The 19865-nt window shown below is 61.2% G+C and carries 13 protein-coding genes; 6 read left to right on the plus strand and 7 right to left on the minus strand.

From position 1 onward, the window contains the following. Positions 1-150 precede the first annotated feature (150 nt). The 4 genes from GJB56_RS21755 to GJB56_RS21770 all read right to left on the minus strand — a co-directional run bounded on the left by GJB56_RS21755 (position 151) and on the right by GJB56_RS21770 (position 5342). A complete protein-coding gene (locus tag GJB56_RS21755) occupies positions 151-1005 on the minus strand; it encodes an ATP-binding cassette domain-containing protein (protein ID WP_113682847.1) in 855 nt (284 codons plus the stop codon). Continuing rightward, positions 1002-2813 carry a dipeptide/oligopeptide/nickel ABC transporter permease/ATP-binding protein gene (locus GJB56_RS21760; RefSeq protein WP_205318834.1) on the minus strand — a complete coding sequence of 604 codons (1812 nt, stop codon included), beginning with the start codon at positions 2811-2813 and terminating at the stop codon, positions 1002-1004. The genes GJB56_RS21755 and GJB56_RS21760 overlap by 4 nt, the downstream gene beginning before the upstream one ends. After that, on the minus strand, positions 2810-3703 hold the full coding sequence (locus GJB56_RS21765; protein ID WP_205318835.1) for an ABC transporter permease: 894 nt from the start codon (positions 3701-3703) through the stop codon (positions 2810-2812). The genes GJB56_RS21760 and GJB56_RS21765 overlap by 4 nt, the downstream gene beginning before the upstream one ends. A gap of 157 nt (positions 3704-3860) precedes the next feature. Beyond that, positions 3861-5342 (minus strand): ABC transporter substrate-binding protein, encoded by a 1482-nt coding sequence (locus GJB56_RS21770; RefSeq protein WP_113682849.1) that lies wholly within the window; start codon positions 5340-5342, stop codon positions 3861-3863. A gap of 483 nt (positions 5343-5825) precedes the next feature. On the opposite strand from GJB56_RS21770, the gene GJB56_RS21775 reads away from it, so the two are divergent. Further along, positions 5826-8150 carry an alpha-L-rhamnosidase-related protein gene (locus GJB56_RS21775; protein ID WP_162793414.1) on the plus strand — a complete coding sequence of 775 codons (2325 nt, stop codon included), beginning with the start codon at positions 5826-5828 and terminating at the stop codon, positions 8148-8150. A gap of 67 nt (positions 8151-8217) precedes the next feature. On the opposite strand, the gene GJB56_RS21780 is transcribed toward GJB56_RS21775, so the two are convergent. Further along, positions 8218-9690 (minus strand): AMP-binding protein, encoded by a 1473-nt coding sequence (locus GJB56_RS21780; protein ID WP_113682851.1) that lies wholly within the window; start codon positions 9688-9690, stop codon positions 8218-8220. 407 nt (positions 9691-10097) lie between these two features. On the opposite strand from GJB56_RS21780, the gene GJB56_RS21785 reads away from it, so the two are divergent. The 5 genes from GJB56_RS21785 to GJB56_RS21805 all read left to right on the plus strand — a co-directional run bounded on the left by GJB56_RS21785 (position 10098) and on the right by GJB56_RS21805 (position 17322). Beyond that, positions 10098-11099, plus strand: coding sequence for a LacI family DNA-binding transcriptional regulator (locus GJB56_RS21785; RefSeq protein WP_113682906.1), 1002 nt, complete (start codon positions 10098-10100; stop codon positions 11097-11099). A 124-nt stretch (positions 11100-11223) separates the two neighbouring features. Then, a complete protein-coding gene (gene rhaI, locus GJB56_RS21790; RefSeq protein WP_113682852.1) occupies positions 11224-12390 on the plus strand; it encodes an L-rhamnose isomerase in 1167 nt (388 codons plus the stop codon). 8 nt (positions 12391-12398) lie between these two features. Next, positions 12399-14444, plus strand: a complete 2046-nt coding sequence (locus GJB56_RS21795) for a bifunctional aldolase/short-chain dehydrogenase (RefSeq protein WP_162793415.1) — start codon at positions 12399-12401, stop codon at positions 14442-14444. A gap of 4 nt (positions 14445-14448) precedes the next feature. Next, entirely contained in the window at positions 14449-15861 is a 1413-nt protein-coding gene (locus GJB56_RS21800) for a rhamnulokinase (RefSeq protein WP_113682907.1), read from the plus strand. Between the two features lie 162 nt (positions 15862-16023). Beyond that, a complete protein-coding gene (locus tag GJB56_RS21805; protein WP_020909759.1) occupies positions 16024-17322 on the plus strand; it encodes a T3SS (YopN, CesT) and YbjN peptide-binding chaperone 1 in 1299 nt (432 codons plus the stop codon). Positions 17323-17346: 24 nt separating this feature from the next. Here the strand turns inward: GJB56_RS21805 and GJB56_RS21810 are convergent, their stop codons facing one another. Both GJB56_RS21810 and GJB56_RS21815 read right to left on the minus strand, forming a co-directional pair. Next, a complete protein-coding gene (locus GJB56_RS21810; protein WP_041815441.1) occupies positions 17347-19536 on the minus strand; it encodes a transglycosylase domain-containing protein in 2190 nt (729 codons plus the stop codon). 112 nt (positions 19537-19648) lie between these two features. After that, the gene (locus GJB56_RS21815; RefSeq protein WP_019746112.1) at positions 19649-19858 is read right to left on the minus strand and encodes a hypothetical protein; all 210 of its coding nucleotides are present in this window, start codon (positions 19856-19858) and stop codon (positions 19649-19651) included. Between the last annotated feature and the right edge of the window lie 7 nt (positions 19859-19865).

Genomic DNA, 19865 nt, shown 5'->3' on the forward strand with positions numbered 1-19865 from the left:
ATACTCTTGTCGGGATCAGAAACTCGCGTCGAGCATCGTTATTCGACTGAGGTGCCGTCGGCCCTCATGGAGGTTCCTTCCGTCTCTGGCGCCGAAAAGATTTCGAACCAATCGTTTCGGGCGCCGGCTATTGCATTCGACAACGCATTCTCAGAGGCTCGTTGCCCGCTCACTGCGGGCGAACTCACGGCGACGCTCGCGTCGGGCCTTCTGCTCGACGGGATCTGCCACCGGTGCTGACATCTGCAGCTTCTGCGTGTACGGGTGCGCCGGCCGGTCTGAGACCTGCTCCGCGTCACCTACTTCGACTATCTCACCGTTGAGCATCACCGCGATTCGGTGACTGACTGCGCGAACGACAGCGAGATCGTGAGTGATGAACAGGTAGGCAATCCCCTTTTCTTCCTGAATCTCGACGAGCAAATCCAAGACCTTCGCCTGGGTCGACAAGTCCAGCGCACTTGTGGGTTCGTCGCAGATCAGCACGCTCGGAGACAGGGCGAGTGCACGTGCGATCGCGATTCGCTGCCGCTGTCCACCGGAGAACTCGCGGGCGGTACGGGCGCCCGCGTCTGCCGGAAGATGCACCTGGTCCAGCAACGACCGCACCATTTCCCGGCCTGCCTTCTGCCCGCTCGCAAGCAAAGGTTCAGCGAGGATGTCCTCGATTGTCATCGACGGGTTGAGCGACGAATAGGGGTTCTGGAACACCACCTGGATGGAATTGGCGATGGAGCGTCGTTCCTTGCGGCCCAAACGGCTGATGTCTCGGCTGCCCATGTGGATGGTCCCACCACTGACCGGAGCCAGTCCCAGGATCGCGCGGCCCAGAGTTGTCTTCCCTGAACCGGATTCACCGACCAATCCGACCGTCTCGCCCGCATGTAGGTCGAGCGAGACGTTCTTGATCACGTGAGCTTCCGGCGATCGGAAAGTTCGACCCGGGTAGCGGACATCGAGATCCCTGATCGACAACAACGGGGTAGATACGGTCGAGTCGCTCACGGCGCCACCTCGACTGACGTGGCCTCGAACGGGATCCGACTGGCGAACCGGTCAGGCATGGAGTCCAACAGCATTCGGGTGTATTCGTGCTCCGGTTCAGCGAACAATGTAAGTACGTCACTGCTTTCCACTATGCGACCCTCCTTCATCACGCTCACACGATCACAAATATCTGCCACGACCCCGAAATTGTGCGTCACCAGAAGAACTCCGAAATCGCGCTCGTTCTGCAGATCACGAAGAAGGTCGAGGACGTCGGCTTGAACGGTGACATCCAGTGCCGTTGTCGGCTCGTCCGCCACGATGAGCTCAGGTTCACCGGCGAGGGCGCCGGCGATCAGCACACGTTGAGCCATACCACCGGAGATCTGGTGCGGATACAGATCGAACATCCGACGTGGATCGTTGATTCCCACGCGTGCAAGGAGATCGAGCAACCGTGCGTGCGCATCGTGTTTGCTGATGTCGGCGACAGCACGCAGGCCGTAGGTGAGTTGTTGCCCAACCGTGAAGGTGGGGTCCAGGTTGGTCATGGGCTCTTGCGGGATGTACGCGATACGCCGGCCACGCGCCTTCTTCATCGCATTCGAATCATTGAGAATGTCCTGCCCACGGAAGAACACGGATCCACCGACCACTGCGGCTTCCGGAGGAAGGATACCCAGAATCGAGTAGGCGATCTGAGACTTACCCGAGCCCGATTCACCGACCAGACCGTGTATTTCGCCGCTCCTCACCTCGAGATCGACTCCGTGAACCACAACACCGACCGTCTCACTCGACGAGGGGTACCCCAGTTCGAGTCCCTGGATCCGCAGCAGGACGTCGGACTTCGGCTTCGTGTCGGTAGGGAGCGCGGTTGACCGCTCACGGGTGCCCTCGCGCTCGGCCCGGATCTCTTTCACCTTCGACGCCGACAGAGCTGGATGGCGGGTGCCCGACGTTTCGAGTGTGTCGCGCAGTGTATTTCCGAGGATCACCAACGAGAGTGTGGTTGCACCGATGAGCAGGGCCGGCCAGACGACGGCGGTGCCGTTGTTGTAGATGTTCGCGAACGCTTCGTTGAGCATTCCACCCCAAGACGGTGTGTTGCTGTCTCCCAATCCGAGAAACTCCAGCCCCGCCTGAACCGAGATACCTGTCGCCAGAACGAATGAGCTCTGCACGATCAGTGGCCCACGGATCGAACGCAGGACATGCCGCGAAATTATCCTCCCGTCGGACAAGCCCGCGACTCTGGCGGCGTCGACGTACAACTCACTTCGGATACTCAGGACAAGGGAGCGGACCAGTCGGAAGAAATTGGGGGCAATGAGCACGCCCAGAATCGCCATGGAGACAGTGATGTTCGGCCCCACGACGGTGTAGAGCGAGATGAGAAGAATGAGTCCCGGAAATGCCAGCACGATGTTCGAAACCCAGTCGAGAACATCGTCGATCCGACCACCCCAGTAGCCTGCCACCAGGCCCGTCACGATGCCGATGCCAGCCGAGACGGCGAGAACCACGAGGCATGCCATCAAAGTGCCGGTCGTTGCGTACATCAAGCGGGAGAGAATGTCTCGACCCGAGCGGTCACCACCGAGCAGGAATTCCGTGTCGAACGGTGCCGCATTCGTCAGTTCGAGTTTGGCGAGATTGGGGTCGAACGGGGCAAGCAAGGGTGCGGCAACCCCGAAGATCACGATGGCGATGAAGACAACAAGCGAGCCCGCCGCCATCGGGTTCTTCAGAAGCCGTCGCCAAACCGACTTGTTTGTCGGCGCCGTCGATGCCGGACCGGCCGACATGATCGAGTCAGTGCTCACGAAATCCTCACCTTCGGGTTGATCCAGCCGTTGAGCAGATCGGCGCAGACATTGACGACGATGACCACCAGCACGCTGAAAACGACACAACCCATGACGGCAGGAAGATCGCCGGTGATCGCCGCAGTCTGCGTCAACTGCCCCACGCCGGGCAAAACAAAGATTCTTTCGATCAGGACCGCTCCACCAACAAGTCCGATGGTCTGGAGAGAGAGAACTGTCAGTCCCGGACTGGCAGCATTTCGCAGTGCATGGCGAAGAACGATCGCCCGCTCGGATACGCCGCGCGAGCGAAGCGTGCGGATGTAGTCCTGCGAGAGAGTGTCGATGAGGGAGCCGCGAAACTGTTGCGCCGAACCTGCCACCAGGCCGACGAGTATCGCGGTCACGGGGAGCACCAGTGATGCAGCCCATTCGCCTGCATTCTCCTCGATCGGCACGTAACCGGTCGCAGGGAAGAGCGGGATCGCAATGGCGAAAGCAAAGACAAGAGCGATCGCAACGAGGAAGTTCGGGAGCGCGAGACCGCCGATCGAAAGGAACTGCAGGCCTTTGTCGACCCACCCGCCGAACACCGCCGCACAAACGCCGACGACAACGCTCAGGACCGCAGTCAGCAAGATAGCGAGCACGACCAGCGAGATCGTCACCGGTATACGCGTCGTCAACATGCTACTGACGCTCTCGCCGGTGGCGAAGCTGGCACCGAGGTCCCCGGACAGCAAACCTTTGAGCCATTCCAGATATTGAAGTACCACCGAACGATCGAGACCGAGTTGAGCCACGCGTGCGGCAACTTGTTCATCGGTTGCGGTCTCGCCCAGAGACTGACGCACACTGGCAGCTCCGTTGGAGAACACCATCATGAAGGTCAAAGCTGTTACTGCCAAGAAGAGTACGAGAGCGAAAAACAGTTTCCGCCCAAGGAAGTTCAACATATGGTGCCTCGGAATTCGTGATTTCGGAGTGCGGTCTGCCCAGCGTGATGCTTGTACGGGTGTATCCCGTGCGTGGCCGCCACTCTGCGGCGACCACGCACGGGCCGACTCACTTGAAGGTGTACAGATAGGGTGCAGAGTTTCCGGTCATCTTCTCTGCGGAGACGCCACCCTTGAACGCCCAGAAGCTTTCCGGGAAGGCCAGGACGCTGAACCAGGCCTGATCCGTTACGAACTCGTTGATCGACTGCACGATCTCTTTCTGCTTGTCCTCGGGGGCAACCTGCAGGTCGGCGATGAGTTGCGTGAGCTTCGGATCCTGAGTCTTGAAGACGTTCCAGATCGCGTTCGGAGCCAGTGAAGCATCAACGTCGGCTACTGGAGTGCCCGAGGGCAGTCCGAAGGGGATCACCGGGTAAACCCCCTTGAGGAACTTGTCGAGATACTGTGTCGCCGGGACGCTTTCGATATTCACATCGATACCGATCAGACCCAGCTGCTGCTTGATGATCGGGGAGAGCATGTCGGTACGTCCGGGGATCTCCGGGATCGTCAGATCGAAGCCGCCTGAGTATCCCGCCTCGTTCATGAGCTTCTTGGCGGCCTCAACGTCATAGGCCGATGCTGCAAGCAGGTCCGCTTTGTACGCGTCGCTGTTCGTGTTGAAGATCTGGTTGTTGACGACGCCGTGTCCTTGGTAGATAGCCTTGACGATCGCGTCACGGTCGAAGACCTTGTTCATGGCCTGGCGCACCCGGACATCCCCGAGCGCCGGAACTTGCTTGCCGTCGCGGTCCATGATGAACATGCCGTTCCAGTTGACGGCATTTCCCAGCAGCGTCAACCCTGCCGATTCAGCTTGGTCGGCATTCGCCGCCGAAACCGGGCCGGCATCGATCTGCCCGGATCGCAGAGCATTGAGACGCGCGGTCTCGTCTTCCATCACGCGGATGACGACGCGGTCGTACGGGTAAGCATCTGCATTCCAATAGTTCGGGTTGCGTTGGTAGACAAGCGAGGTTCCGCTGGTGCTCTCCTGGCTCACGAACGTGTACGGGCCACTTCCGACGGGATTGGTGGCGAGATCAGGCGATGCCAGTGACGCCGGGCTCGCCAGGATGCCGGGCGCCCACGTCAGGAACTGTGCAAGCAACGCGTTAGGGCGTTCTGTCGACAGTTCGACAGTTCGATCGTCGAGGGCTACCACCTGGACCCCGGCCAGGCGTACCGAGTCCGGTCCAGCGCTGTCCCGCATGTGTTCGAGTGAAGCCTTGGCAGCTGCGGCATCGACTGCAGCGCCGTCGGTGAACGTCATCCCGTCCCGCAACTTCAGGGTGAGAGCGGTGCGATCCTCGTTGTATGAGAACGATTCAGCGGCGTTCGGCTCGATAGAGCCGTCGGGTGCGTATTTGAGGAGAGTGTCGTAAACCGGCTGCCACAGGACCACGCCCGTTCCGGCGCTGACTTGCTGTGCCGGATCCCAGGATCGAGGTGCCACATCCACACCCAGTGTCAGTGTTCCTCCAGTCGAGTCCTTTTCGCTGCTTCCACCACCGCAGGCTGCGACCAACATCGACGTTGCGGCAAGCACCGCAACCCCTTGAACGAGCCGCTTCAGCCTGCGCCTCGGCGCAGGCCGCCGTGGTCCGGAATCATCCGCACGGGTTCTCGACAACAATGTCCACCTCCGATTGCCCGGCGCGAACCGGAACTTTTGAAACGATCAATGTTGCCGAACAATACGTGTTCTGAGACACATTTGGCAAGATCTTGAACGAAATTCCATATTCGCCGTTCAAGCTGCATATATGGACTCCAAAAGGGCGGAAATTTCTTGACAGAAGGCACTATGGAGCGTTTCAATTATCCGGAAAAGTCACTCGCTCACACATCTCTTCGGCACGATCTGCCGCCGGCACTGCGCAGGACAGGACTTCCGTTGAACCCCATAACCGTTCCACCACGCTTTCCACTGCATTGGCGTGGCCACTGGATCTCGCACCCGAACGGCGCACAGACAGACATCGTCGTCGGTCCAATCCAGCCGCCACTACCACCGCATCCGTTTCATCGCGTGGAATTCGCCACCACAGTCGAACTGCCGACTCCAGTCACCCATGCCCCGTGCCGGGTCAGTGCAGATTCACGATACGTACTGACAGTGGGCGGTGCAGTCGTCGGACGTGGCCCTGTCAGATCACAGGCAGACCGCCTGCACTACGACGAATACGACCTCGCTGAATTCCTGGTGCCCGGACCGAACCGCATCGAACTCCTGGTCACTTACTACGGACAGCCCAATCCCTTCTGGGCACCCGCGCGTAGCGGGGCCGGCTTCGGCAATCAAGCAGTAGCGGTCTTCGAAGCCCGGATCGGTGACTTTTGGCTGGCGACCGACGAGTCCTGGACGGCACGCGAACTCGGCGAATGGAGTGCGCCGACCGATCTCGGCGCAGACGCACGACTGCCCCTAGAAGCATTCGACGCCACCGCGCCGCCACGTGAGGCCGTACCCGCACTCGTTCAGACGGTCAAGCACATGGGCGGGCTCGCCCGCTCGCAGCCACCGACGATGCCGTACGGACGCATGCTCCCCAGACCGATCGGCGCCCTCAGCGAGAAGAACGTCCACGCGAAGTCCATGTCGTCGGTCGATCAGCTCGAAACCGACGTGCTCACGGCCGGGGCCCCGATTCGGCGGATCGGTGAGATATTCGAGCGCCACCAGCAATACCGAACACAGAACTACACCCCTCGCGATGTACTGACAGTGAAACCGCACAGTCCGGTGATCATCGAAGTCGACATGGGCGAAATAGTCGCCGGTCGGGTCAACTACCTGGTCGACTCGGAACACTCGGTGACCGTGCGGGTAGCACTTCTCGAGAAGGCATTCGGCTACGAAAGCGACTCGGGCGAAGCACACGTGGCCGGCAGTATGATGCGGTCCGAACCGGGCAAATCGAAGTTCGAGGCGATCGAGGTGAACGGATTTCGATACGCGCTACTGCTCGTGGAATCGACAGAGCCGACACGATTCTCACTCGAGCAGTTCGACGTCGACGAATTTCTGTACGCACTCGCCGGTGACCACTTCTTCACCAGCGCGGACGCACAGATCAACGAGTTGTATCGGGCCGGACGTCGCACCGTCGAGTTGAACTCTCATGACGCCTTCATCGACTGTCCGACGCGCGAGCAGCGGGCATGGGCGGGCGACGCATACGTACATGCGATCACGCATTTGACGTGTTCGGACGACTGGCGGCTGGTACGGCGAAGCCTCGAACTCGGCGACTCACCCCGATCCGACGGTCTACTACCGATGGCCGCATCCGGCGATGTCGAATTCATCGACAACATCACGATTCCGGACTGGTCGCTCTATTGGATCCACGGCTTGTCCCTGTACTACCGCTACTCCGGCGACACCGCCTTCGTTCATGCTCGAATACCGAGCGTTCAACGCATTCTTCGCTGGTTCCTCGCCTACAAGATCGAGGACCGAAACCTGATCGGTCACCTGCCCGAGTGGGTACTCACCGACTGGTCGGCAGTGTTCCTCGACGGATGCAGTTCCATCGTGAACGGCTTACTCGGCCGCGCGCTGCTCGAGTTCGCCGAATTGAGCGAGGCAATCGGCAACAACGGCGATGCACGATGGGCCCGCGACGAATACGACTCGCTGTGTATCGGTTTCGAAACGTTCTGGGATGAGGAGCGCGGCGTCTACATCGACCATGTCGACGGAAAGAACGCACCGGATGCGTGTTCACAAATGGGTCAGGCTGCCGCTGTCGTCTCGGGATTTGCGCCGGCCGAACGCTATTCCGCACTGACGAAAGCACTTTCAGACGAGGATGCGACGGTATACCGCAACTGGATCGGTGGGGCCAGCGGTTACTCCAAGGAGCGACGTCTCATGCATCTGCAGGGCAGGCAGGAAATCGACTGGGACACAAGGACACAAATCACGCGAGCAGAACCGTTCGGCCAGGCGATGGTGCACGAGGCGTTAGGAAGGATGAACGCCATGGAGCCGCTTCTCACAAGCGTGCGCCATTGGAGTGAATTGCTGTGGGAGGGAAATTCGACCTTCGCAGAGTGCTGGGGATTCGGAACACCCTGCCACGGTTGGAGTTCCTCGCCGACTTCTGCACTGATAACCAATATCCTGGGGATTCGCCCAGCCGAACCCGGATACCGATCGGCAGTCGTCGCCCCTCGCTACGATCTACTGCCCGCGCTCTCGGGAAGCTGCCCCACCCCGTTCGGTGCAATCCGTTTGAAGTGCACCGAGTCGACGATTACCGTGCACAGCCCGGTCCCCGTCTCCTTCCGACGGCCTGGCGGTGACGTCGAAAGACTCGCGGCCGGATCCCACGAGCTGGCGCCGTAGGTTCGGCAACTACTGCGGGGTGCTGCTGGCCGATGAGGGCAAGCAGCACCCCGCTTCTTTCGGCCGACTACCCGTCGAGCGAATTCCTTTTCTGCACACGAGCATCGCGTAGAGCGCCCCGTCGCACCTTGCCTGCGTCGTCTCGCAACGGAGTCTCACTGAACTCCACCGAGCGAGGCAACTTGTAAGGCGCCAGGCGGTCTTTCAGATGTGCGAGAAGGTCGTCCGCGCCAGTTTCGTCTGCAACCTGAACGATCGCGTGGACGACGTTGCCGAGGTCCTCGTCGGGCAGTCCGATCGCAGCGCACGTCAGCACCGCCGGGTGTTCGGCGAGCGCAGCTTCGATCTCGGCCGGGTAGACGTTGGCTCCACCCACCAAGATCATGTCGCTCGTGCGATCGGTGAGATAGAGGAACTTGTCATCGTCGAAATATCCCAGGTCGCCCAGGGATTCCCAATCGCCGTGAGTACGAGATTTCGCACCTACGTATCGATAGGTTTCAGGCGTGCCGGGCGCCCGACGCATCCACACCTCGCCGACCGTTCCACTCGGCAACTCGCGAAACTCTTCGTCCCGAATGGTCATTTCGCCAGACAGTACCGGCCCGACCGAACCCGGGTGAGTCAACCAGTTGACGCCGTCGATCATGCAGTTCGCCTGGGCTTCTGCGCCCGAATACAACTCGACGACCTTCTCCGGGCCTATCCAGTCGAGCCACCCACGTTTGACCACAGGCGGACAGGGTGCCCCGACATGCAACACGGTTTCGAGCGTCGAAACATCGGCCGCGCTGCGGATCTCGTCGGGAAGCCGCAGCATACGGCCCATCATCGTCGGGACCACGTAGAGCCAGGTGACGCCGAATCGGTCGATCGCGTGAAGGGTACGTTCAGCGTCGAATCGATCCATCAGCACCACGTGCTGCCCTTGCAACAAAGCCATCAGCGAGAACATGTTGGGCGCATTGTGGAACATCGGCGCCGTGTTGAGCATGACCCCGCCTACCCTGAGTCGCAGAGCATCGGCACGACCGAGCACCGCTTCAGCGCTCGCTTCCTGCCCCGACACGATCAATTTCGGGCTTCCCGTACTTCCGCCTGAGGTCGGAGCTTTCCACGCCGGGGAGATCATGTCCGGCAACGGCTCAGCTGATTCGCCCGACACGTCTGCGCTTGCGCTCATCCAAGCCCGTCCATCACCTGGCTCGAGCCCTACCACCAGCGACGGATTCGCGACTTCCAGTAGCCGGCTCAGCTCGTCGGCCGGCAGCCGGGCCGAGAGTGGTTGCGGAACAGCTCCGAGTTTCCATGCTGCGATGGATGATTCGATGTGACGCACACCGTTGGGCAGCGCAATGGATACCATCGAACCGGCAGTGACCCCCAGCGCTGCGAAGCGGCGTGCCAATTGATTCGTGCGGCGCTCCAGTTCACTGCGAGTGACGCTCTCGTGATCATCCGTCACAGCCAGTCGGTCCGGTGCCTCGAGTGCCAATGTCTGCAATCGAGCAGGAAGTGATGTCGGTTCGTCGGTGCTCATGCCTCGCGCTTTCGAAGGTTGCATTATTTCGCAAGTGTGGTCAGTTCCGAGCTAGGTGAATCGCGATGTTTAATCGTTTCATTCGTTTCTTCGTGACAGTAGGCAGCGGCACCGGTCGAAGTCAAGGCTTGGCAGCCCCGATCGCCGGCGAGTCCTGACTCGCGCGAACGTGCGCAGGCCGTGTCGCAGAGTCGAAGCAGGTCCCAGCCCCACAATTACTTCCGATGCGCAGCAGGTGCACGTAGGATTTCCCGATACACGACCACACAGCGGTTCGGCGTTGCTGAATCATGCAGCCGCAAGGGCCTTGTAGGCTGGCTCAGTCCAGCGGACTGAACGCAATCGTTTCAATAGGAGTCTTGGTGACAGTGCACGACGGTCGGTCGTCTTCGAACCAGGTCATCGGCATGCGCGATGTCGCTGCGGCGGCAGGCGTCTCCATGGGCACGGTCTCCAATGTCCTCAACCGTCCGGAAATGGTCAGCGCCAAAACTAGGTCCCGGGTGCAGGCAGCCATGTCCGAGCTCGGCTTCGTCCGTAACGAATCTGCACGTCAGCTACGCGCGGGACACAGCAATACGCTTGCGTACGTCATGCTCGACGGCGCCAACCCCTTCTTCACCGACGTCGCCAAAGGCATCGAGGAAGCTGCCGAGGCCCATGACTTGTCGGTATTCCTCTGCAACAGCAACAACCGAGCCGAACGAGAACTGACTTACCTGAACAGGTTGGAACAACAACGAGTTCAAGGGGTACTCATCACGCCGATGGACCCGGAGTCCGCGATTCTCGACGAGTTACCCAAGCGCGGAACGCGTGTTGTCATCGTCGATCGACGTCGGGCACGCCCGACTCACTGCTCGGTGACGGTCGACGACGTCGAGGGCGGCGGCCTGGCCGTCGAGCATTTGCTCGAAATGGGCCATACCAGCATCGCATTCGTCGGCGGACCGCCTTCGATCGGACAGATCCGCGATCGGCGGGAGGGCGCACTCAATGCCGTTGCGGAAGCCGGGCTCTCACCCGATCACCTGATCGAAATCGACACCGCCGGGCTGACAGTCTCAGAGGGAATCGGGGCAGGCGAGCGCATTCTCGGCCTCAGCGCGAAGAACCGCCCGACTGCGGTGTTCTGCGCCAACGACCTGTTGGCGCTCGGATTGCTTCAGCAATGTGTCGCCCTCGGAGTTCGAGTGCCGGACGATCTGGCCATCGTCGGCTACGACGACATCGAGTTCGCGGCAGCCGCAGCGGTGCCACTCACCTCGGTACGCCAGCCACGCAAACTCTTGGGCGAGACCGCGGCCAATCTCCTCTTTCGTGAGGTCGAGGACCCCGAACATACCCATGAGCAGGTACTTTTCTCTCCCGAACTAGTCGTCCGTCGCTCGTCACGATCCACGAACTGACACGGGCTTACTACAGCCGCACTTTTGAGCGACTACTCCCTACTCAGACGCACCGGGGTTGACAGTTGTGGAGCCCATCACATAATTTGAATCGATTCAAACATTCTCGATTCAGTGGAGCGGCATGCCTACATTCAGTGAAATCTCGGAAGCGCTCGCGGACCAGTCCATCGAATTGCCTTCGTGGGCGTTCGGTAACTCCGGAACTCGATTCAAAGTGTTCGGTTCCACCGGCGCGCCTCGGGATCCCTACGAAAAACTCGCCGACGCGGCCAAGGTTCACGAACTGACCGGACTGGCACCGTCGGTCGCTCTGCACATTCCGTGGGATCTCGTCGACGACTTCGACAAGTTGGGTACCCACGCTGCCAACCTCGGAGTGCGACTGGGAACCGTCAATACCAACACATTTCAGGATGACGACTACAAGTTCGGCAGCCTCACACATGTCGACGAACGAGTACGTGCGAAGGCAATCGCACACATGCATCAGTGCATCGACATCATGGATGTCATCGGCAGTCGCGACCTGAAGATCTGGCTACCGGACGGCACCAACTATCCCGGCCAAGGCGACCTGCGTGATCGACAGGACCGACTTGCCGATTCGCTACGCCAGGTCTACGACCGTTTGTCCGAGCATCAGCGACTTGTGCTCGAATACAAGTTCTTCGAACCCGCCTTCTACGCCACCGACGTCCCGGACTGGGGCACCTCGTACGCTCACAGCGTCGCCCTCGGCGAGCGCGCTTTCGTCTGCCTCGACACCGGACACCATGCACCTGGTACCAACATCGAATTCATCGTTGCTCAGTTACTGCGCCTCGGCCGTCTCGGCTCCTTCGATTTCAATTCGCGGTTCTATGCGGACGACGACCTGATCGTCGGCGCTGCAGATCCATTTCAGTTGTTCCGCATCATGTTCGAGGTCATTCGTGGTGGTGGATACGGGCCCGACAGCGAAGTCGCATTCATGCTCGATCAGTGCCACAACGTCGAGGAAAAGATCCCCGGACAGATACGCTCGGTCCTCAACGTCCAGGAGATGACCACCCGGGCCTTACTCGTCGACCGTGCCGCCCTCACCGAGGCGGAGAAACTCGGTGACGTGCTCGGCGCACACGAGATCTTCATGGATGCCTTCTACACCGACGTCCGTTCGGACCTGGCAGATTGGCGCGTATCTCGCGGTCTTCCCGCCGAACCCATGCAGGCATACCGCGAAAGCGGATATGCAGACCACATCAACTCCACCCGGACGGGTGGAATCCAAGCCGGTTGGGGAGCCTGAATCTCGCTATGACTGAATCGACGAAAACCACTGTCGCGCAACTGCTTGCCCGTTCGAACAGGCTCGGATCGGATCCGAGGAACACGAACTACGCAGGTGGAAACACCTCGGCCAAGGGCCACGTCACGGATCCCGTCACCGGCGATACTGTCGAACTCCTGTGGGTGAAAGGGTCCGGTGGAGATCTCGGTACACTGACCGAAAACGGTTTGGCAACACTCCGGTTGGACCGGATGCGGTCTCTTGTCGACGTCTATCGCGGCGTCGACCACGAAGACGAGATGGTCGCCGCCTTCGACTACTGCTTGCACGGGAAGGGCGGCGCCGCTCCGTCGATCGACACCGCGATGCACGGTCTCGTCGGTGCCGCCCACGTCGATCATCTACATCCGGATTCCGGAATCGCCATTGCCACCGCCGCCGACGGGGAACAACTGACCAAGAACGTCTTCGGACAGAAAGTCGTGTGGATTCCGTGGCGCCGACCGGGCTTTCAATTGGGCCTCGACATCGCCGAGGTTCACAAGACGCATCCTGAGGCGGTAGGCACCATCCTCGGCGGTCACGGAATCACCGCGTGGGGTGCATCCAGCGATGAAGCCGAAGCCAATTCTCGGTGGATCATCGAGACCGCTCAGCGGTATCTGGACGAGAACGGATCAGCCACACCGTTCGGCGAAACGGTCGACGGTTTCGCACCGCTGCCCGTCGACGAAAGGCGCGCGCGGGCCGCAGCGCTCGCCCCGCATCTGAGAAGGATCGCATCCCGCGACCGGCCCATGGTCGGGCACTTCAGCGATGCCGACGTCGTACTCGAATTCCTTGCCTCCGAAAAGCTTGCACCACTTGCAGAATTGGGAACCTCATGCCCTGATCACTTCCTGCGGACCAAGGTCAAGCCGCTCGTTCTCGAGCTCCCGACTTCGGCGACGATCGACCAGTACATCGCCCGTCTGACCGAGCTCCACGAGGCATATCGCAAGGATTATCTGGCCTACTACAACCGCCATGCGACCGCGGATACTCCTCCCGTCCGCGGAGCCGACCCGGCGATCATTCTCGTTCCCGGCGTCGGAATGTTCTCCTACGGCAAGGACAAACAAACTGCACGCGTCGCCGGTGAGTTCTACACCAACGCCGTCAACGTCATGCGGGGTGCCGAGTCCGTGTCCACCTACGCGCCTATCGACGAGAGCGAGAAGTTCCGGATCGAGTACTGGGCGTTGGAAGAGGCGAAGCTTCAACGGATGCCGGCACAACGTTCGCATGCCTCCCGCATCGCGTTGGTGACAGGTGCTGCGAGTGGAATCGGACGAGCGATTGCGACTCGTCTGGCAGCCCAGGGCGCATGCGTGGTGATCGCCGATCTCGACGGCGAGAAGGCCAGAGCTGCTGCGGAGGCTATCGGCAACACGGACATCGCGATCGGCGTGCAGGCCGACGTCACCGACAGCGCCCAAGTCCACGCTGCCGTGAACGCTGCACTCCTGGCCTTCGGTGGCCTGGATCTACTGGTGAACAATGCCGGACTGTCGATTTCGAAACCACTTCTCGACACCACCGAGCAGGATTGGGATCTGCAGCACGACGTGATGGCCAAAGGCAGCTTCCTCGTGGCGCAGGCCGGGGCGAAGGCGATGATCGATCAGGGCCTCGGCGGCGACATCGTCTATATCTCGTCGAAGAACTCGGTGTTCGCCGGGCCGAACAACATCGCGTACAGCGCGGTCAAAGCCGATCAGGCCCACCAGGTTCGCTTGCTCGCTGCCGAACTCGGCGAGCACGGCATCAAAGTCAACGGCATCAATCCCGACGGAGTTGTGCGTGGATCCGGAATATTCGCCGGCGGCTGGGGCGCCAAGCGAGCTGCTGTCTACGGAGTCGACGAGGAGAAGCTGGGTGAGTTCTACGCGCAGCGAACCCTTCTCAAGCGTGAAGTCCTTCCGGAACACGTCGCCAACGCCGCCGCGATGATCACATCAGACGAGTTCAGTCACACCACCGGATTGCACATCCCGGTCGATGCCGGCGTCGCTGCCGCGTTTCTCCGGTAGACCGGTGACGGCCAGAATCTTCGCAGCGGTCGACATAGGGGCTTCGAGTGGTCGAGTGATCGCCGGCGTGATCGACGCGGGCACTACTACACTGCACGTCGTTCATCGTTTCGCCAACGGCGCGAGCGCGGTGGACGGGCACCTACGCTGGAGCCTCACTGATCTCTACGGTGAGGTGCTCGCCGGTCTGCGCGCTCTCGCTGCATCCTTTCCGAGTGTCGAGTCGATCGGAATCGACACCTGGGCCGTCGACTACGGCCTACTCGACGCGAACGGAAACTTGCTGTCCGAACCGATTTCTTACCGCGACAACCGAACTGACGCCGTGATCGACGATGTGCACGCACGCGTCGATCCGCAGGCGATGTACACCGTCAACGGGTTGCAGTTCCTACCGTTCAACACCGTCTACCAACTTGCCGCCGAACAGCGATCGCCCGACTGGGGGCGAACAGCACACATCGTGCTCATACCCGACTTGTTGGCGTACTGGCTCACCGGACAACTCCGTACCGAATCGACGAACGCATCGACAACCGGTTTACTCGACGTGCACACCGGCCGGTGGGCAACGGAGTTGTTCGAGAATCTCGGTATTTCAGAGACGCTTTTCCCGACACTCGACCAACCAGGTTCGCAACGAGGCACGATTCGGCCCGAAGTTGTTCGGTTCACCGGACTTTCACCGTCCACTGTCGTGACGACCGTCGGCTCGCACGACACTGCATCCGCAGTGGTCGCGGTTCCCGCCTCCGGCACGCGATTCGCGTACATTTCGAGCGGCACCTGGTCGTTGGCTGGTCTCGAACTCGCACGCCCGGTTGTCACCGAAGACGCACGCCGCGCTAATTTCACGAACGAACGAGGCGTGGACGGGCGAACGCGATTCCTACGCAACGTCGGCGGGCTGTGGCTGCTTCAGGAGTCCCTACGATCGTGGGCTCGAGAGGGTAGGCAGTTGGAGCTGCACCAACTGCTCGAGGAAGCGAGAGGAGTGGGTCCGTCAACGAAACGAATCGACGTCGACGACGTGAAGTTCATCGCGCCGGGCGACATGCCTGTACGGATCAGCGACGCCGCGGGGCTGTCGACGTCGGCAACGCCGGCCGAGGTGACCCGCTGCATTCTCGACTCATTAGCAAGCGCGTACCGACACACTGTGCACACAGCCGGAGAACTCGCCGGAGCGAAAGTCGAGACGATTGCAATCGTCGGCGGGGGCTCGCAGAATTCGCTGCTCTGCCAGCTCACCGCCGACGAATCAGGTCTCCCTGTCACTGCTGGGCCCGTCGAGGCAACGGCGCTGGGAAACATCTTGGTCCAAGCTCGTTCTCGCGGAGCAGCACCGTCGTCGCTGGAGGAGATTCGTCAGACGATCGCATACACCCACCGAATCCGACACTACGAGCCGCAATAGGTGATATCGCTGCACTGTCAGGGATATCGCGATCCTCCTTCTTCTTCGTCCAATGGTCACTGTCGGACCCCGGGACTACCGTCGTAGGCGGGGTTTGAAAAGCAGGGGTTTCGGCGAGTCGTCGGTAGGGCCCCATGCGCCCCCCGGACCAGAGGAGCGACGATGTCGGACAATACTTTCGATCTGGAAATCCTGAGTGCCTGGACTACTTTCGAGACTCATCTCGCTCGCTACATCTCCGTGATGGAGGACGACGACACTCTCGTGGTGGAGTCGCATTACGACAGCATGGACGAACTGGCAGACGCACCCGCGTGCATCCAGTTCTTCGCGTGGAACCAGACCTCCGTGCGCTGTGAAGTCCCTTCCAACAGGTTTCTGCATCCACTGCGGATGCTCGAACCGGAAGACCATTCAGCGCTGCTCGACATGGGGTTCAGCGCTCCCGATCTGTGCGAGCACGAGCCCGAGGGCAACGGGTCCATGTCCTTCTACATCGACGTCGACCGCACTCGTCCCGAGGAACTGGTGACAAAGGTGTTGCGTGTCTTCCGCGAGATGTGGAGCATTGCGCACCCGTCGTTCCTGCGTGCCAGCACCAGTGGACGCGAGTCGACGCCGGCGTTCGCCACGACGCCGTCGCACGCTCCCTCGGGTTCGGGTGACATGCTGCGGATCCTGGTCGACGGGGCCGTCGAACGCCTTCTCGGTCATCCGCCCAAACGTGACGACGACGGCGACATCCCGCTGGTCCGCGGTGAGCAGGTCACCTATGTTCGTGTCCTCGAGGACGACGAGTACGTGGAGGTGTTCTCGCGGGTCGTGCATTCGGTGGAGAACGTCGATAACGCTGCTGTTGTTCTCGCCCAGCTCAATCGGCAGTGGCCGACCATCAAACTCATTCTCGTCGAGCAGAGTGTGCTGGGCGTGGTCCGCGTAGACGGGGCACCCTTCGTCGCCGAGCACCTCCTGCGGGCTCTGCGCTCGTTCGCCGAATTGGCCGAAGCATCCGACGAACTCGCCGAAGAACTGGGCGGGCAACCCATTCGTGCAACCGGAGACACCGCCTTCAACGACGGGATGGCCTCCGAGCACGAAGATCCCGGTGCCGAATACGAATCACACGAGTGCCACGAATTTCCTCCGGCACTCATGGCCCTCCTCGAACTCGACGCGGACGGAACGGGCGAGCTCAGCGCCGAAGAGGTTGCCGTGATCTGTGAGCACGACCGCGACACCATTCTCGACTACCTGAGGATCAGCCAGGAGCAGGAGACGGCCTGGCACGAGGCGTTGACCGAGTCCATCCGGCGCAAGGACGACGACACCGACCTGTGCGCGGGCGAAAAGCGCGCGTGGACGCACGCGATCCGCAACCTCAGGCGCGGACTGCGCGTCGTTGTACTTCCCGCCAAGGATGCAGCGCCGACCCAGCTCGGCCTCTTCGACGATCAGGCCTGAGACCCGGAAATCGAGCGCTACGGCTCAGCCCGGTAGCGGGATGACGATGCCAGGCAAGATCTCGATCTGACGCGGCAACTGGGGAAGCTGCGGCACTTCGATCGGCGGCAGGCCGGGCACCTCGATGGGTGCTGGGGGAGCGGCCGCGCCCGTCGTGGGCGTGCCCGTCCCGTCACCCGAGGTCACACCGGAGTTGGCGGGAACGCCGGCCTGCCCGCCGATGGGGTCGGGCCACGGGAAGCTCTCCCAGTCGGAGCCCTTCAACGCGCCGTCCATCGTGCTCTTCCAAATGTCCGCAGGCACTCCGGAGCCGTAGATCAAACCACCGTAGGAGTTGGTGATGGCCTGCGCGTCGGAAGTTCCGATCCACACCGCGGTGGACAGCGACGGCGTGTAACCGACCATCCACGCATCCTTGTTCTGCCCCGTGTCACCCAACTGCGCGGTGCCGGTCTTGGCAGCAGACGGGCGTCCACCGGCGAGCGCGTGACCGTTCGAGTACGACGCGATCGGCAGCATTGCCTGCGTGATGTTGTCGGCAACGGCAGCATCGAGACGACGCTCACCGGGAGAGACCGGGCGATCGAGCAGGACTTCACCTTCGGCCGTCACGACCTTCTGGATGAAGTGCGGCTGCTGGTACACACCGGAGTTGGCGAGCGTCGCGTACGCGGATGCCATGTCGATAACACGAGACTGATACTGGCCGAGCACGATTCCGTTCTCCGGCGGGCCACCCTCCTGTGTGAGCGTCGGGTAGTCGAGTCCGGGAATCTGTTCGGGGATGCCGGCCAGATGGGCGGCGTCGGCGATCTTCTGGGCACCGTTCTCCATCGAGAGCATCAACCGGTAGAAGCTGGTGTTCAGCGAACGCTTGAGTGCCTCGGCGATGGTGCATCGACCACAGGATTCGCCTCCGACGTTTCCGATGGTCACACCGTTGATCGTGAGCGGTGAACTGTCGAACCGTGCGGACAGCGGAATGTCTTCCATCAATGCTGCGACCAAGCCGAAGACCTTGAACGCTGAACCGGTTTGCAGCGGCGCCTGGGCGTAGTCGAAGCCGGCTCCGTCGTCACCGCCGTAATAGGCGTCGACGCCACCGGTCTTGGGGTCGATGGACACTACTGCGGTCCGCAGGTCTTCCGGTTCACCGTCGAGATTCCGCTTGACGGCGCCCAGCGCAGCTTCCTGCGCAACCGGGTCGATGGTTGTCGTGATTTGCAGACCAGCGGTGTTCAGCGTCTGGTCGCTGATACCGGCCTCGGCCAGTTCCTTGAGTACCTGAGTCTTGATGTGGCCTTCGGGTCCGGGCGCCTGGTTCAGATCGGTCGGCCGATTGGCGGGGGCGACAGCCGGGAACTGCATCGCGTCGCGATCCGTCTTGGTCAGGCTGCCCAGTTCCACCATGCCGTTGAGAACGTAGTCCCAGCGCGCTTGCAGTGCGGACAGATTGGTCTCGGGGTCCAGGAACGACGGGCTCTGGATGACGGAAGCGAGAACTGCGCCTTCCTCGACGCTCAGCTCACTGACCGGCTTGTCGAAGTACGCGTTCGACGCGGCGGCGATACCGTAGGCACCGCGACCGAAGTAGATGGTGTTGAGATACGCGGCAAGGATGTCGTCCTTGGACCATTCGCGCGCCATCTTGGCGGAGATGACAAGCTCACGCAGCTTCCTGTCGATACTGCGCTTGTCACCGACCAAGACGTTCTTCACGTATTGCTGAGTGATCGTCGAGCCACCGCCGGCGCTTTCCTTGCCCATCACGTTGTCTCGGGCAGCGCGAGCAAATCCGGAGATCGAGAAGCCGGGGTTGGTGTAGAAGTTGCGATCCTCCGCCGAGAGCACCGAATCGCGGACGTGAATCGGGATGGCCGACAACGCGACCTCGGTGCGGTTTCCCTCCGCCGGCACCACCTTGCCGAGCACGGTCGTGCCGTCGGCCATGTAGATGGTGGACACCTGATTGGTCTGCATGTCCGAGGGGCGCGGGACATCGGTCCGGCTGTACGCGACAGCAAAAACCGACGCAGGCACGATGATCATCAGGAGCACGAGAACGTAGATGGTCCGCCGGACGTACCGCCACTTGGAGCGCTGCTTCTTCTCCGGCTTGGCCGACTTGCTCGACCGTGGGGAATTAGCCGACTTGCCCGATCGAGCCGACGACTGATCGCCACCCGTCGCACTCGATCTGTTCGATGGACTCACTCAACACTCCCGGTCGTGGATCCGGACTTACCGGCACCATTCCACCAGGGTGATATCTCGATCAGATAACTCCCGGCAACTGCGATACCGAAATGTCACCCTACCGGGCTGGCTACTCGCGACGTTCTGCTCGGACCGCGTTCCGATATCCGCGGAACGCCAGCCCGAGAGCGACGACGCAACCGAGCAGCACCAAAGACGGCATCACGCCGGGGTCGCCCTTGACGATCGCGACCACAGCGCCGATCAACGCCATGAGGGCGAAGACCGAGATGAAGCCGGCGATCAGCTCCATGCGCTGGGCGCGCGAAGCCCGCCTCATCGAAACC

It is taken from the genome of Rhodococcus sp. AQ5-07, assembly GCF_009707305.1.
GTDB classification, from domain to species: Bacteria; Actinomycetota; Actinomycetes; order Mycobacteriales; family Mycobacteriaceae; genus Rhodococcus_F; species Rhodococcus_F erythropolis.

Coding starts and splice junctions, on each gene's coding strand:
- GJB56_RS21785 (WP_113682906.1), top strand. CDS start 10,098: ATGCGCGATGTCGCTGCGGCGGCAGGCGTCTCCATGGGCACGGTCTCC.
- GJB56_RS21780 (WP_113682851.1), bottom strand. CDS start 9,690: ATGAGCACCGACGAACCGACATCACTTCCTGCTCGATTGCAGACATTG.
- GJB56_RS21805 (WP_020909759.1), top strand. CDS start 16,024: ATGTCGGACAATACTTTCGATCTGGAAATCCTGAGTGCCTGGACTACT.
- GJB56_RS21795 (WP_162793415.1), top strand. CDS start 12,399: ATGACTGAATCGACGAAAACCACTGTCGCGCAACTGCTTGCCCGTTCG.
- GJB56_RS21815 (WP_019746112.1), bottom strand. CDS start 19,858: ATGAGGCGGGCTTCGCGCGCCCAGCGCATGGAGCTGATCGCCGGCTTC.
- rhaI (WP_113682852.1), top strand. CDS start 11,224: ATGCCTACATTCAGTGAAATCTCGGAAGCGCTCGCGGACCAGTCCATC.